This window comes from Nocardia sp. NPDC050793 (assembly GCF_040654065.1).
Lineage (GTDB): Bacteria > Actinomycetota > Actinomycetes > Mycobacteriales > Mycobacteriaceae > Nocardia.
In genome coordinates this window covers 162,947-178,231 of sequence record NZ_JBFAHG010000012.1, presented here as the reverse complement: position 1 = coordinate 178,231, position 15,285 = coordinate 162,947, and the positions used below count along the sequence as shown (strand labels likewise).

The 15,285-nt window shown below is 67.8% G+C and carries 13 protein-coding genes and 1 pseudogene; 8 read left to right on the top strand and 6 right to left on the bottom strand.

Annotated elements, in window-relative coordinates:
* The first annotated feature begins 47 nt into the window (after positions 1-47).
* The 4 genes from AB0H50_RS31415 (at position 48) to AB0H50_RS31400 (ending at position 2,231) form a co-directional block, all read left to right on the top strand.
* Complete coding sequence (locus AB0H50_RS31415) at positions 48-698, top strand: recombinase family protein (protein WP_357459782.1); 651 nt, start codon at positions 48-50, stop codon at positions 696-698.
* Positions 643-1,407: a Mu transposase C-terminal domain-containing protein gene (locus tag AB0H50_RS31410; RefSeq protein ID WP_357459780.1), complete on the top strand. Its 765-nt coding sequence runs from the start codon at positions 643-645 to the stop codon at positions 1,405-1,407. Before AB0H50_RS31415 ends, AB0H50_RS31410 begins: the two co-directional genes overlap by 56 nt.
* A 105-nt stretch (positions 1,408-1,512) precedes the next feature.
* Positions 1,513-1,764, top strand: a complete 252-nt coding sequence (locus AB0H50_RS31405; protein WP_357459879.1) for an AAA family ATPase — start codon at positions 1,513-1,515, stop codon at positions 1,762-1,764.
* On the top strand, positions 1,659-2,231 hold the full coding sequence (locus tag AB0H50_RS31400) for an AAA family ATPase (protein WP_357459778.1): 573 nt from the start codon (positions 1,659-1,661) through the stop codon (positions 2,229-2,231). The genes AB0H50_RS31405 and AB0H50_RS31400 overlap by 106 nt, the downstream gene beginning before the upstream one ends.
* Positions 2,232-2,341: 110 nt before the next feature.
* On the opposite strand, the gene AB0H50_RS31395 is transcribed toward AB0H50_RS31400, so the two are convergent.
* From AB0H50_RS31395 to AB0H50_RS31370, 6 genes and pseudogenes are all read right to left on the bottom strand, one after another.
* Entirely contained in the window at positions 2,342-3,652 is a 1,311-nt protein-coding gene (locus AB0H50_RS31395) for a pentapeptide repeat-containing protein (protein ID WP_357459776.1), read from the bottom strand.
* A gap of 211 nt (positions 3,653-3,863) precedes the next feature.
* A pseudogene (locus tag AB0H50_RS31390) lies at positions 3,864-6,326 on the bottom strand ((Fe-S)-binding protein); the annotation flags it as partial.
* A gap of 412 nt (positions 6,327-6,738) precedes the next feature.
* Positions 6,739-7,872 (bottom strand): AI-2E family transporter, encoded by a 1,134-nt coding sequence (locus AB0H50_RS31385; protein WP_357459774.1) that lies wholly within the window; start codon positions 7,870-7,872, stop codon positions 6,739-6,741.
* Between the two features lie 325 nt (positions 7,873-8,197).
* Positions 8,198-9,475 carry a DUF6596 domain-containing protein gene (locus AB0H50_RS31380; RefSeq protein ID WP_357459772.1) on the bottom strand — a complete coding sequence of 426 codons (1,278 nt, stop codon included), beginning with the start codon at positions 9,473-9,475 and terminating at the stop codon, positions 8,198-8,200.
* Between the two features lie 15 nt (positions 9,476-9,490).
* Positions 9,491-9,910, bottom strand: coding sequence for a YciI family protein (locus tag AB0H50_RS31375; RefSeq protein ID WP_357459771.1), 420 nt, complete (start codon positions 9,908-9,910; stop codon positions 9,491-9,493).
* A gap of 270 nt (positions 9,911-10,180) precedes the next feature.
* Positions 10,181-10,531 carry a hypothetical protein gene (locus AB0H50_RS31370; RefSeq protein ID WP_357459768.1) on the bottom strand — a complete coding sequence of 117 codons (351 nt, stop codon included), beginning with the start codon at positions 10,529-10,531 and terminating at the stop codon, positions 10,181-10,183.
* 166 nt (positions 10,532-10,697) lie between these two features.
* On the opposite strand from AB0H50_RS31370, the gene AB0H50_RS31365 reads away from it, so the two are divergent.
* Genes AB0H50_RS31365 through AB0H50_RS31350 form a run of 4 tightly spaced genes read left to right on the top strand, consistent with a single transcriptional unit; the run spans position 10,698 to position 15,280 of the window.
* Complete coding sequence (locus AB0H50_RS31365; RefSeq protein ID WP_357459765.1) at positions 10,698-12,044, top strand: cytochrome P450; 1,347 nt, start codon at positions 10,698-10,700, stop codon at positions 12,042-12,044.
* Positions 12,041-12,949 (top strand): alpha/beta hydrolase, encoded by a 909-nt coding sequence (locus tag AB0H50_RS31360; RefSeq protein ID WP_357459763.1) that lies wholly within the window; start codon positions 12,041-12,043, stop codon positions 12,947-12,949. The genes AB0H50_RS31365 and AB0H50_RS31360 overlap by 4 nt, the downstream gene beginning before the upstream one ends.
* Positions 12,933-13,790, top strand: coding sequence for an SDR family NAD(P)-dependent oxidoreductase (locus tag AB0H50_RS31355; protein WP_357459761.1), 858 nt, complete (start codon positions 12,933-12,935; stop codon positions 13,788-13,790). The genes AB0H50_RS31360 and AB0H50_RS31355 overlap by 17 nt, the downstream gene beginning before the upstream one ends.
* Positions 13,787-15,280, top strand: coding sequence for an NAD(P)/FAD-dependent oxidoreductase (locus AB0H50_RS31350; protein WP_357459758.1), 1,494 nt, complete (start codon positions 13,787-13,789; stop codon positions 15,278-15,280). The genes AB0H50_RS31355 and AB0H50_RS31350 overlap by 4 nt, the downstream gene beginning before the upstream one ends.
* Positions 15,281-15,285: the final 5 nt, after the last annotated feature.

The following is a 15,285-nucleotide window of genomic DNA, read 5'->3' as shown; positions in this document are numbered from 1 at the left end:
TACGCGCCGATGTCAACCTGTCGGGGGTTCGCAATACACTGCGCCGCATGCGAATCGGCTGCGGACGGGTCTCCACCCGCGATCAGCATCCCGAAGCTCAGCACGACGCGCTCACGGCGGCCGGCTGCGAGGTGATCTTCATCGACAAGGCGTCGGGCAAGCTCGCCTCGCGGCCCGAGTTGAGCAAGGCGCTGCTGGTGGCCAACCGGCCCAAAGATCAATTGGTGGTGACCAAACTCGACCGGCTCGGCCGCTCCCTCGAGCACCGCCGCGCCGCCGGTGTCGCCGCCGATCAGGGATGGAATCCGGTGTCCTACAACACTGTTCGATCGATCGTTACGGCACTCGACCCGGCGATGACCACCCTGGCACGCGACGGCGCCGCCGCCTTCCGCGACATCTTCGAACTGGTCTACCGACGCCGCGCCGACCACCCGAACGCGATGTGGCAGGTCGACCACACCCAGCTCGACATCCTCATCGACGACGGCGGGACGGCGAAGCGGCCCTGGCTGACAGTGGTACTCGACGACTGCTCGCGGGCGGTGCCCGGCTACACCGTCAATCTGGGCGCGCCCTCGGCGTTGAACACATCTGGCGCTGCGCCAAGCGATCTGGACCAAATCCGATCCCGCGTGGCCGATGTGCGGTATTCCCGAGATCCTCTATGTCGATCACGGCAGCGACTTCGTCAGTGACCATCTCGCTCAGGTCGCCGCCGACCTGAAGTTTCAGATTGTGCACTCCGCCGTGGCGCGACCCCCGGGACGGGGGAAGGTCGAGCGGTTCTTCGGCAGCATCAACACCGAATTGCTGACCGAGCTGCCCGGCCACCTCGTGGGCGGCAGCCCGGTTACCCCGCCGGCGTTGTCGCTGCGTCAGCTCGACGAGGCGATCGGCCGGTTCATCACCACCTATCACCGGCGCGTCCACTCCGAAATCGGTGTCACTCCACAGGATTGCTGGGTCGGACACGGCTGGTTGCCGCGCATGCCCGAGGATCTCGAGCAGCTCGATCTGCTGCTGGTGCGGGTCGCCACAGCACGTGTCGTGCACCGTGACGGCATCCACTTCCAGGGTCTGCGCTACCTGCATCCCGTCCTGGCCGCCTACGTCCGAGAATCGGTCACGATCCGCTACGACCCACACGACATCACCGAGATCCGGGTCTTCCACAAAAACCGGTTCCTGTGCAAGGCCGTCAGCCCCGACCACACCGGCGACACCATCGGGCTCAAAGACATTCAAGCCGCCAGACGCGCCTACCGCCGCCGGATACGCGACCAGATCAACGAACGCATCACCGCGGTCACCGACTACCTGCCCGAACCCGAGCGCCCACCTGTGTCACCGAAACCGGCGAAACCTCCTCCGGCACCGCCGCTGCGCGCCTACCTCGAGGACTGACCATGCCCGCGCCACGGAACTGGCCGTTCATCGCCACCAAGGAACACCGCCGCTTCGTCGAGTTCGCCGACACCGTCAGACGCGACCGAACCACGCGACCGAACCATCGGAATCTGCTACGGCGCAGCAGGAATCGGGAAGACACTCTCGGCAACCCGCTACGCACGCTGGGACAAGGCCGAAAACCTGCTTACCAGCTGGGGTCCGCGCGAGGAATCCGACAAAGACGTCTACGCCGCCCTGTCCCGCTCGTGCACCGTGTTCTACACACCCACCGTCGCCGGACCCCTGCGCGAACTACGCGACGACATAAACAGCTCTACAGCCGCGTCAACATCTGCATCGACCAGCACGTAGCCCCCAGCCGGCGCGTGCACGAGACGGTCGACTACATCGAGCTGGTCGTCATCGACGAGTCCGAACGCCTGTCCGCCAACGCCATCGAACACCTGCGTGACCGCTACGACCGCGGGGATCACGGGCTGCTGTTCATCGGCATGCCCGGCATCGAAAAGACTTTCTCCCGCTACCCGCAGCTCTACAGCCGCGTCGGATTCGCCCACCACTACCGGCCCCTGTCCGGCGGGGAACTCACCTTCGTGCTGTCGCGGCACTGGCACAAACTCGGCCTCGAACTCGACCCCGACGACTTCACCGACGCCCAGGCAGTCGCCGCCGTCGCCCGCATCACCGGCGGGAACTTCCGTCTCCTGCAACGACTCTTCGCTCAGATCCACCGCGTCATGAAGATCAACGAGCTCCACACCGTCACCGCCGACGTCGTCGAAACCGCCCGCAGCACCCTCGTCATCGGTGCCAGCTGACAGTGCGAGAACACCGCCATCTTCTGCTGCGAGTCACACGATCTGGGCGAACCGTCCGGCGGCCGCAGTGTCGAACAACCGAACGATTCTCAACACCGCAGCTCAGCTGATTACGTCTGTGCTCTCGCGGGCGGCCAATCCCGTGGCTCCACGTTTGGCGGCTTCCCAACTCCATCCTCGCCCCAGTCGAACCTCGGCACCGGAGGTCCCCACTGCCGAGGGCCGACGAAAACAACGCGACCAGAACCGAAATCGGTGGCGACGAAGCTGGTCGAACCCGTGAATGACACTTGGTTGAACCGAGTGTCGCTGCCAAACGCGGCCTGCTGAAACCGGGTATCTCCGTTGAACGTGACCTGACGGAACCAAGCGTCGCCGTTGAACGTGGCGTGGTCGAACAAGGTGTCTCCGTTGAATAGGGCCTGGTCGAACCAAGCCTCGCTGCCGAACGTGGCGTGGCCGAATCCGGCGTCACCACTGAATAGGGCCTGGTCGAACCAAGCCTCGCTGCCGAACGTGGCGTGGCCGAATCCGGCGTCACCACTGAATAGGGCCTGGTCGAACCCGGCGGTGCCACTGAACGTGGTCCGGCGGAACAAAGCGGCGCTGCCGAACGTGGCCCGGCGGAACCGTGTGTCGCCGTCGAACGTGACGTGGTCGAACCAGGTGTCGCCGTTGAACGTGACGTGGTCGAACCGAGTGTCGCCACTGAACACAACTTCATCGAAACGAGCGGTGCCGTAGAAGACGGCGTCGGTGAAGTCGACATCGTCGAGGTGAGCTGTACGAAAGTCGAAATTGCTGGTCGACCAACTGTATTCGGCCTCTGGGCGTAGGTGGTCGGCAATCACGCGGATGATGGTTTTGCGGACCTCGCGGTCGTTCTGTCGGTAGTCATAGTGGTGTTCGTGATTGTCGGCGTGGGTTCCGTCGGCGCTGGCGCGGTGCTGCATGACGACGAGCTTGCTTTGATGGTTGCCGCCGAACTCGGGGCTATAAGGCAGGCGCAGATAGCCGCACAGAACCTCGATACACTGCTGGCGGCGCTGCCCGTCGGATTCGTCGGCGACACCAGCCATCGCGTAGACCCCGGCCATGCGGACCGCGACGTCGGTGGCGCCGAGTTGAGCGGCCGCGGCGCCGAAGCGTTCCACGAACCGGCTCTGCTCGAGATCACGCTGACGCCGGTAGGTGATCACCAACGCGACCACGCCGCCGACGCCAGCGACGACGGTCAAAGCCATGCGGGTGACGTCGATCTCGGCGGCGGCCTTGCTCGTGTCGATGGGGGTGATCCATCGCAGGAATCCGTAGGCGACGGCCGCGACGATCAGCCCGCCAGAAAGAGCGAGGAGCACCGCGGACAACAACTCGACCCGGCCGGCACGGCGGCCGAGCGCTGCCCGGCTGTTCTTGTTCACCCGCGCCCGCAACGCAGTCGTTGTCCTACGCGCCTGCGTACCAATCGCGCTCGCCCTTCTGCGCACCGCTCGATTCTGCTCGAAACCAGCCTCTACCTGCGGTAGCCGCGAATCCTAGGCGATTCTCCGCGAGACTAGTGTTGAGAATCGATCGATTCTCGACACTCACGCGGGGTCGGCGGCGGCACTACGTTCGGCGCGAATCCTGCAAGCCCGGTGCCTTCGCGCTGTCCTTCATGCCGAGTCCACCACCGGGCGCCTTGGCGCCACCCTTCATACCGAGACCCTTGCCCGGCGCCTTGGCCGGGCCTTTCATGGCCAGGCCACCACCGGCCGCAGCCGCCTTGGCCGGCGCGGGGGTCTCGGCCGCCACGGCGACGGGTTCCGGCTCCGGTTCCGGCTCGGCCTTGGGCTCCTGGATGACGGTCAGGTTCTCGGTCAGCGTGGCCGGCTCGACGCGCTCGATGGCATCGAGCATCAGCTGGGCCACGTCGACGACCTCGACGCCTTCGCCCTCACCCTTCTCCTGACGCGCGGTGACACCGTCGTTGAGCATCACCCGGCAGAACGGGCAGCCGGTCGCGATCTTGCCCGGCGCCGAGCCCGCCCGACCGTTCGACGCGGCCAGGGTGCTCAGACCCTCATCGACCCGGTCGATGTTGATCCGCTTACCGAGCTGCTCCTCCATCCACATGCGCGCGCCACCGGCGCCACAGCACATCGAGCGTTCACCGTGCCGCGGCATCTCCACCAGGGTGGAGCCGGAGGCTTCCATCAGCTCACGCGGCGCGTTGTAGACCTTGTTGTGCCGGCCCAGGTAGCAGGGATCGTGGTAGGTGACGTTCTGCGTCACCGAAGCGACCGGCACCAGCTTCTTCTGCCGCACCAGACGGTTGAGCAGCTGGGTGTGGTGGACCACCTCGTAGCTGCCACCGACCTGCGGGTACTCGTTGTTGAGCGCGTTGAAGCAATGCGCACAGGTGACCACGATCTTCTTCTTGCGATCCTCCACACCCTCGAACACCGAGTTCAGCAGCTCGATGTTCTGCGCCGCGAGCTGCTGGAACAGGAACTCGTTGCCCGCGCGGCGAGCCGAGTCACCGGTGCAGGTCTCCTCCTGACCGAGCACCATGAACTTGGTGCCCGCGGTGGCCAGCAACTCGGCGACGGCCTTGGTGGTCTTCTTGGCGCGGTCCTCGTACGCGCCGGCGCAACCGACCCAGAACAGGTACTCGTAGCCGTCGAAGCTGTCCGCGTCCCGGCCGAAGACCGGGATCTGGAAGTCGAGCTCGTTGATCCAGTTCAGGCGGTCCTTGGCGTTCTGACCCCACGGGTTGCCCTTGTTCTCCAGGTTCTTGAACAGACCCGCCAGCTCGGAGGGGAACTCCGACTCGATGAGCACCTGGTAGCGGCGCATATCGATGATGTGGTCGACATGCTCGATGTCCACCGGGCACTGCTCCACACACGCGCCACAGGTGGTGCAGGACCACAGCACCTCGGGATCGATGATGCCGTCGACGTCCTCCCCGCCGACCAGCGGACGCGCCGCCTCGGCCCTGGCGGCGTCGGAGATCTTGGCCAGCGCGGCCTCGTCCGGCTTGCCCTCGGCGTCGACCAGGCCGACCTCCTCGCCGCCCATGTCCTTACGCCCGCCCGCCAGCAGGTACGGCGCCTTGGCATAGGTGTGATCACGCAGCGACATGATCAGCAACTTCGGCGACAGCGGCTTACCGGTATTCCACGCGGGGCACTGCGACTGGCAGCGACCACACTCGGTGCAGGTGGTGAAGTCGAGAATGCCCTTCCACGAGAAGTCCTCGACCTTGCCGACGCCGAACACGTCGACGTCGGGGTCGGCGGTCTCCATGTCCAGGACCTTGCCACCGCTCATCATGGGCTTGGCGGCACCGAGGGCAACGCCACCGTCGTCCTCCCGCTTGAAGTAGATGTTGAAGAAGGCCGAAATCCGGTGCCAGGCCACGCCCCAGGTGAGTTTGCGGCCGATGAGATAGAGGAACGCCGCTCCCGCGAGCATCTTGACGAACGCGAAGATCGAGATCATCAGCGGACTGGCCGGAAGCAGTCGCGCAACCTGCATCGTGAAAAGATCGGTCGATGCATGCCCGCCACCGTAGGTAGCGATCTTGCCTGCCTTGACCAGCACATCACCGAGACCGTGAGTGAGCACGATCATCTCGATGAGATACGCGGCAAGAAAATTCGACCCACCGAATCGGGACAGACGCTCGGGACGCCGCGGGTGATTCGACTGGCGGATGACGATCAGAGTCACTATCCCGATGATCGTGGCGAGGCTGAGAACCTCCTCCAGCAAGTGATAGCCGTAGGTATCACCGACAACCGGCCAGCCGAACTCGGGATCGAAGGTCTGACCGTAGGACTCGAAGTAGAAGACCATGCCGAGCAGGAAGCCGACCATCACCAGCCAATGCGCCCAGCCGACAGTCCGGAACTTGTTCATCCGCGTGTGCGCGACCACCTCGACCGCGACGGTCGTCACTCGCGGCAGGACAGGGCGTAACCGTGACCGGTCGGGCTGACCTGTGCGGAAGACACGAATCATCCGGGTCGACCCGGTCAAAAGCGATCCCCAGCAGAGCAGCGTGATGGTGGTGCCGATGATCCCGAGTGTGATCGTCGCAGTGCTCATGATGCAGTCCCCCGTCCCGAACAGCCACTGACCAGCAAAAACAATCAAGTTACTGGTGGGTAACTTATATGTCTGGTGCCAAAGTATCATTCGAATCGACAGGGCGGAAGTCCCGCTCCCGGGTTCCTTGCCCAAGCGAGCGTTGGTCAGTCTTGTTGCGGCGGTTGATGCTTGGTCGAGGGCGAGGCCACGGCACCGGCCGCGCTCCGATCGGCAGAACACATCACCCGGCGTCCGACCGCGGTCCTGACGTTCTTCGACAGGATTACGAGAACGGCCCCGCCAGGAGCGGGACCGGCGAGATCGCCACACCCACCGCCAGCAGGAGGAGATCTCCGAGTACTGTGCGCATCTGGGCACGGTAGAGCCGAGGACATCGGGTGGTCGTCACACATTGCGGGTGTCTAGCCGCTCAAGTCGACGATGTCTCGCTGTCTTTCGAATCCTCGACGTCCGGCGCTCTTTCGGCGATCAACACATTGGCCCAGCGCGTGGTGGGGTCGATGTCGAAAAGGGCGCCCTTGACCAGCAGCGTGAGCGGAATCGCCAGCAGCGCGCCGAGCGGGCCCAGCGCCCAGGACCAGAACGTCAGTGACAGGAAGGTCACCGTCACGCTCAAACCCACGGCGTCGCCGACGAACTTCGGTTGGATCACCGACTGGATGACGAAATTGATGACGCAGTAGACCACGATGACCCAGATCATCAGCCCGGCTCCGCCGTCCAGCAGGGCGAGCAGCGCGGGCGGCACCAACCCGATGACGAATCCGATGTTCGGGATGTAGTTCGTGATGAACGACAACAGCGCCCACAGCAGCGGCAGCGGCACGCCGAGCAACCACAGCGCGGCGCCGTCGAGCACCGCGACGATCAGGCCGAACACCGTCGACACGATCAGGTACTTGCGGGTGCCGCGCGCGAAAGCGGAAGGGGCGTAGGCGATTTCGGGCCTGGCGCGCTCGACGAATGCCATCTTCTTGTCGATCACCATGCCGTCGAACGCCATGAACACCAGCAGCGCGAAGACGAAGAACAGATTCGAGAAGACGCCGAGCAACCCGCGCAGAGCCGATTCCAGCAGGTCGACGACTTTGCCGATGTCGAGCGAATTCAGCATGTTCTGAATCTGGTCGGCGCCCACCCCGGCGTCGGCGAGCGCGTCGCGCAGACCGTCCAGCAGTTCGTCGGCCCGGTCGCTGTAGTTGGGCAGCTCGGTGGCCAGTTGCGCGGCTGACACCACCACCGCCCCGACCAGTCCGACCAGAATCGATATGACCGCGACGAGGGCGACGACCATGCCGACCCACGGCCGCAGCCCGCGCCGTTGCGCCCATGTCTGGAGGGGCTGGACGGCCACGGTCAGCATCAGGGCGAGGAACACCGGCCCGACAATGCCCGCGAAGGCTTTGATCCCGCCGACGGCGACCACGGCGCTCGCCGCGGCGAGCAGCACGACGAGACCGCGCGGAATGGCCCAGGTCCCGGCGGTGGCGGCCGGTGGCCGTGCGGCGGGCGCCCCCGTCGGCCGTCGCCGCGGCGCTCGCATCGTCTCCCGCCCCGTCCGGTCAGTTCGCGCGGGCTCGGCGCGAGAGGGCGAACGCGGTGTTCGCCCCGAGCGGGATTGCGGCCATGACGTGCTCCTTCGCTGCTCGATTCGCACGGGTATGCCGACGCTAGAACCGCCGCCCCCACGGCGCCTCACCCGTTGCGGGTGAGATCGGCGGCACTGGTCGCGGCGGTTCGGCTCTCGGTGATCGGAACCGGCGGCGCACCAGCGTCGGCAGCATGAGCGCGGGTGGGCGACGGCGGCCTTTGATGAACTGCGGCCGCTGCCGAAGTGAACGCTGACGCATCCGCTCCGGGGCGTCGCCTCAGCCGAGGGCGGCGAGTTTGCCTGTCAGCACCGATCTTTCGCGTTCGTTGGCGCACAGCCGCACGGCGCGTTCCAGTTCGGTGCGCGCCTCATCCGCGCGGCCGAGCCGGGTCAGCAGCTCGCCGCGCACGCTCGGCAGCAGGTGCGAATTCGACAGCGCCCCGGCGGCTACCAGTTCGTCCACGATCGGCAGCGCCGCGGCGGGCCCGTGCGCCATGGAGACCGCGACCGCCCGGTTGAGCTCGACCACCGGGGAGGGCGCGAGCCTGCCGAGCGCCTCGTAGAGCAGCACGACGCGCTCCCAGTTCGTCTCCTCGACCGACGCCGCGACGGCATGGCATTCGGCGATCGCCGCCTGCAAGCCGTAGGCGCCGAGGCCACGACCGAGCCGCTCCGCGGCGACGAGTGCGGCGCGGCCACGCCGAATCGCGGCGCGGTCCCAGCGGCGCCGGTCCTGCTGCTCGAGCAAGACCGGCGTGCCGTCGGGCGCGGTGCGCGCAGGGAAGCGCGCCGCGGTCAGCTCGAGCAGCGCGAGCAGGCCGTTGGCCTCGGGTTCGTTCGGCACCAAGTGGGCGAGCACCCGCGCAAGGCGCTGCGCCTCGCTCGCCAGATCGAGCCGGATCAAGTCGTCACCGGAGCTGGCCGTCGACCCCTCCGTGAAGATCACGTAGACCACGTGGAGCACCGACCCGAGCCGTTCGCGCCGCTCCTCGGCCGAGGGCGCCGCGAACGGCACCCTCGCCGCAGCAAGGGTCTTCTTCGCCCTGGTGATCCTGGCCTGCACGGTGGCGGTCGGCACGAGGAACGCCTTGGCGATCTCGTCGCTGGTGAGACCGCCGACCACCCGCAGGGTGAGCGCTATCCGCGCTTCCCGCGAGAGCACCGGGTGGCAGGAGATGAACATCAGCGCGAGCACGTCGTCATCGATCTGATCCGGGTCCCAGAGCACGTCCTCGGCAGGCTCGACGAGTGCGCCCCCGGAGGCGGCGCCGCCCTCGCCCAGCTCGTGGGCGAGCGCGGCGTACCTCTCGTCGAGGGCGGAGCGCCTGCGGAACGCGTCGATCGCGCGCCGCTTGCCGACGGTGAGCAACCATCCCGCGGGATTGCGCGGCACACCCTCGCGCGGCCAGGTCACCAGTGCCTCGGCCAGCGCCTCCTGGGCGAGGTCCTCGGCCAGCGCGAAATCGCCGGTGTAGCGGGCGAGCGCGCCGACGATCCGCGCGGACTCGATCCGCCAGACGGCGGCGACGGCCTCACGGCCGGTATGGTCGGGCATCGCCGGTCGGCCCGCTCAGAGCTGTCCGGTGGCTTCGCGCCACGCGCGCTCCTTCTTGATCCACTCGTTCTCCTGCGGGAACTCGTCGATCGTGGTGACCCTGCGGATCTCGGTCTTGAGACCGGGGCCGGTCAGCGGAGCCCGCTTGGCCCACTCGATGGCCTCCTCCTTCGAGGCCACATTGAGGATGTAGAACCCACCGAACAGTTCCTTGGTCTCGCCGTACGGGCCGTCGGTGACGACGGGCGTCTCGGAGGAGTGGTCGATGACGACGCCCTCGGCGGCGTCGTCGAGGCCCTCGGCGGCCAGCAGCACACCGGCCCGGATCAGCTCGTCGTTGAACCTGCCGATGGTCTCGAGCATCTTCTCGAAATCGATGTCGGCCATGCCCGCGTAGGCCTCGTCGGTGGCGCGCATGATCAGCATGTACTTCATGGTCTGTCTCCCTGTGCTGTGCGGGTCCCGCTCGGACCCTCTCGCCCATAGGTCGAACGGGGATCGCGGCGAATCGACACCCGCGCCGAAGTTTTTTTCGACGGTCGCGGGGCAGCATATGACGGATGCGGTGCGGTCGTCCGCCGTCGAACAGCCAGGCGCGCCGGTCTGTGCCCCTGCACGCGGCCGACGGACCCGCGCGATCGGAACCCGAGACCGCCATCGGCATGCTCGCCGACGCGGCGCAGGAGGGCGGGGACGCCGGGCGCCTCAGTCGGCGTTCCTGCGCCGGGCGCGTAAGCGCCGCGCCCGCGCGCTGATCGTCGCCGACACCGTCCGCAACTCCCCTGACAGCAGGAACGCCTGCACCAGCCCCTCCACCTCGTCGAGCACCGCGCCGTCCGGCCCGCACACCAGGCAGTGGTACCAGCATCGGCCGCGGTGCAGGCCGCCCGCGCCAGGCCCGAGCAGGTCACGGTAGATCCGCGTCGCCAGCTCGGACAGCGCCGCCGCCGTCTGCGCGGGCGTCCCGGTGTTGCTGATCCGCCACCACTGCTGGTCCAACCGGCCCGGCAGCGAGATCTCGACCACGTAAGTCAGCTCCGAGCTCGGATCACCCATAGCAAGCAATGGTGCCCAGCGGAGACCGTCCCGTTCGTCAACGACGCGCCGTCCGGGGCCGGGCCTCGGTCAGCGCCGCCCGCGATTCGATGTGACTCTTGCCACACGTGGTACATGCGCGTACCGTGCGGATGGTACGCCGAAGTACCACGCTGGGAGATGGCGCATGAACACAGTGCAACTGCCCGAAGGACCATCCACGCCGCCGTTCGTCCAGAACGTCGCGCTCATCGCGGGCCGGACCCGCGCCTGGCGACGCTGGCACCGGAAATACGGGTCCGCGTTCACGGTCCACGCGCCACGATTCGGCCGGACCGTCGTGATCTCCGACCCCGCCGAGGTCAAAGCCCTCTTCACCGCGAGCAGCGACGTCGCCGACAACTTCGATGTCAACCTCGGCCAATTCCTCGGTCCGGGTTCGCTGTTCGCGTTGCGCGGGGGCGAACACCGCAAACAGCGCAAGCTGCTCACCCCGCCCTTCCACGGCAGGCGGCTCGCGGTGTACGAACGGCTCGTCGAGGAGGAGACCGAACGCGAGCTGGCCACCTGGCCGTCGGGTATCGAGTTCGCGACGATGGACTCGATGATGCGGATCACCCTGAACGTGATCCTGCGCGCGGTCTTCGGCGCCGAGGGCCGGGAGTTCGACGAACTGCGTGACCTGCTGCCCCGGCTGGTCCTGGTCGCGTCCGCGCTCGCCGCACTGCCGGTGCCACGCGGATTCCTCGGCCGTTACGGGCCGTGGGCCCGCTTCATCGCGCACCGCAAGAACTACGACGAGATCGTCGGGCGACTCATCGCCCGCGCCGCCGCCGACCCCGGTCTCGCCGACCGCGACGATGTGTTGTCGATGATGCTGCAGGCCCGCTACGACGACGGCTCCGCGATGACCCACGGCGAGATCGCCGACGAACTGCTCACCCTGCTCACCGCGGGGCACGAGACCACCGCGACCACGCTGGCCTGGACCGTGGAGCGGTTGCGCAGGCATCCGGACGTGTTGCGGCGCTTGGTCGCCGAGGTCGACGCGGGCGGCTCCGACCTACGCGAGGCGACCCTGCTCGAGGTGCAGCGCGTCCGTCCGGTGGTCGACGCGACCGGACGCCAGGTGCGCGCGGAGACGATGTCGTTGGGGCGCTGGACGCTCCCGAAGGGCCAGCGAGTACTCGTGAGCATCCGGCTGATGCACGACAACGAGGAGCTCTTCCCGAGGGCGCGCACCTTCGACCCGGACCGGTTCGTCGGGGTGCGGCCGGGCACGTTCACCTGGATCCCGTTCGGCGGCGGCGCGCGCCGGTGCATCGGCGCGGCCTTCGCCACGATGGAGATGAACATCGTGCTGCGCACGCTGCTCAGGGATTTCACGCTGGAGACGACCGACGCGCCGGACGAGCGCGCGCACTTCCGCGGCGTAGCGCTGGTTCCCGCCAAGAAGGGCCGGGCGGTCGTGCGCAGGCGAACGCCGCGCCCCGCGGTCCCAGCCGACGCGCAGGCCGCCGAGGTGACGGCGTGACCGAGGGTCTCCTCGACGTCGGCCGCGGCGTCCGCCTCGCCTATCAGCGTCTCGGCGATCCGGACGGCACGCCGGTCGTCCTGATCGCCGGACTCGGTCAGCAGATGCACGCGTGGCCCGACGGTCTGTGCCTGCTGCTCACCGAACGCGGGCATCCCGTGCTCCGCTTCGACAACCGCGACGTCGGCGAGTCCGCTCATTGCGCGTTTCCGCCGCCGAGTCCGCTCGGCTTCCTGCGCAAGCGGTGGCATCCCGCTCAGTACCGGCTGAGCGACATGGCCACCGACACCGTCGGTCTGCTCGACGCGCTCGACATCGACGCCGTGCACCTGGTCGGCATGTCGATGGGCGGCATGATCGCGCAGACCGTCGCCGCCCGCTACCCCGAGCGCGTCACCTCGCTGACCTCCATCATGTCCACGACGGGCGCCCCGCGCGTCGGCCGCCCTGCGCTCTCGACGTGGCGGCGGATGTTCGGCAGACCGGCGGGCACCCGCGCCGAGCACGTGGACGCCGCCGTCCGCATGTTCCGGCACATCGGCTCCGCGGGCTATCCGTTCGACGAGGCCGCGGTACGCGCGGCGGCGGCCCTCGCCTGGGATCGCGACCCGCATCCCGCGGCCGGTGTCGCCCGCCAGCTCGCGGGAATCCTGTTGTCCGGCGACCGAACTCACGAACTCGGTGCCGTGACCGCGCCGACGCTGGTGCTGCACGGCGATCGGGACCTGATGGTGGCGCCGACCGGCGGCGCCGTCACCGCGCGTGCCATCGCGGGCGCCCGCTTGCGCACGCTCACCGGCATGGGCCACGACCTGCCCGAGGGCGTCTGGCCGACGCTCGCCGGCCTCATCGACGACCACATCCGCACCGCAGCCACCAGGAGCACCGATGCCCCGAAAAGCTAGGCCACTGTCCGGTCATCCGGCGATGATCACCGGCGCCGCTTCCGGTATCGGACGCGCACTCGCCCAGCATCTCTCGCACCGCGGATCCCCGGTCGCCATCGCCGACATCGACGCGGCGGGCCTGAAGGAGACCGCCGCGTCGCTGCCCGGCCCCGTCCTCACCCGCGTGCTCGACGTCCGCGACGCGGCCGACCAGCGGGCCTTCGCCGACGAGATCCGTGACTGGCTGACCGCGCCGTTGGCCGCGGTGTTCAACAACGCGGGCGTCGCGGTGTCCTCGTCGGTGCTCGACGCGGATGCCGAGGACGACGAGTGGTTGCGCCGGATCAACTTCGACGGCGTGGTCAACGGCACGCGCGCCTTCCTGCCGCTGCTCGTCGAGCAGGACAGCGGCGTGATCGTCAATACGTCGAGCGTATTCGGATTGGTCGGCATGCCGAACCAAAGCGCCTACTGCGCGGCGAAATTCGCGGTCCGCGGCTTCACCGACGCACTGCGCCAGGAACTTCGGTCCACGGGCGTCTCGGCGGTGACAGTGCATCCGGGCGGCATCACGACCAACATCGCGCGAAGCGCCAGGGTGCGCAAGGATCCCGAAGGGCGCGGGCGCAGCAAAGAGCAGCTGGCGGCGGAGTTCGAAGCGGTCACCCTGACCTCGCCCGAGAAGGCGGCCGACATCATCCGCCGCGGTGTCGAACAGGGCAAGGCGCGGATTCTCGTCGGGCCGGACGCCTACCTCTTCGACGCGCTGGCGCGGGTGACGCCGACCCACTATTACGCCGTGATCGCGCTGCTGGATCGAACGCTGCGCGCGAGGGGGCGGAAGGAGGCGCGGGCATGATCGACCATCTCGACGTGGTGATCGTCGGTGCGGGCCTGTCCGGCATCGGCGCGGCGCACCACCTGCAGACCGCGTTCCCCGCCCGCACGTACCTCGTGCTCGAGGCACGCGAGGCGATCGGCGGCACCTGGGACCTGTTTCGCTATCCGGGCGTGCGCTCGGATTCGGACATGCACACGCTCGGCTATCGGTTCCGGCCGTGGACCGACGCCAAGGCCATCGCCGACGGCCCCGCGATTCTCGACTACGTGCGCGCGACCGCCGCCGACGCGGGCATCGACCGGCGAATCCGCTTCGGGCACAAGGTCGTCGACGCGTCCTGGGACAGCGGTACGGCACGCTGGACACTCACCGTCGAACACGACGGGGCCTCGATCACCATGACGTGCTCGTACCTGTACGTCTGCGGCGGCTACTACCGCTACGACCGCGGCTACACCCCCGAGTTCGACGGTATCGAGGATTTCCGCGGCCAGGTCGTGCACCCGCAACACTGGCCCGGCGATCTCGACCACGAGGGCAAGCGCGTCGTCGTGATCGGCAGCGGCGCCACAGCGGTGACACTGGTCCCGGCCATGGCGCGCACCGCGGCGCACGTGACGATGCTGCAGCGTTCGCCCACCTACATCATGTCCGCTCCGACGGTGGACGCCGTGGCGACCCGGCTGCGGGCGCTGCTCGGTGACCGGCGCGCCTACACGATCACCCGGTGGAAGAACGTGGCCATCGGCACCCTCATCTACCAGCTCAGTCAGCGGCGACCCGCGATGATGCGCAAATTCGTCCGCGCGCAGACAATCAAGCAACTGCCCGAGGGCTACGCGGTGGACGTCCATTTCAATCCTTCCTACGGTCCCTGGGACCAGCGGCTGTGCCTGGTGCCCGATGCCGATCTGTTCCGGGTGATCGGCGAGGGCAGGGCGTCGGTCGTCACCGACCGGATCGACCGGTTCACCGAGCGCGGGCTGCTGCTGGCCTCCGGCGCGGAAATCGAGGCCGACATCGTGGTGACCGCGACGGGCCTGCAATTGCTCGCCCTCGGCGGCATCCGGCTCGCCGTCGACGGGCAGGAGATTCCGCTGCCGCAGACCATGGCCTACAAGGGCATGATGCTCAGCGGGGTGCCGAATTTCGCGTTCACCATCGGCTACACGAACGCGTCGTGGACGTTGAAGGCGGACCTCGTCGCCGAGTACGTCTGCCGGATGTTGCGGCACATGGACGCGCACGGCTACGACCACTGTGTGCCGGTGCCCGATCCTGCGATCGACGCCAGGCCGCTGCTGGATTTCCAGGCCGGTTACGTGCTGCGTTCGCTCGACCGGTTCCCGAAGGCGGGATCGCGGGCGCCGTGGCGGCTCGGCATGAACTACGCCCAGGATGTGCTCACCCTGCGTCACGGCCGGATCGAGGACGGCACCATCCGGTTCGGGCGGGCCACGCCGCACCGCGCCGACTCCGAGGTGCTTGCGGGACCCGCCGGTCACTAACCTGG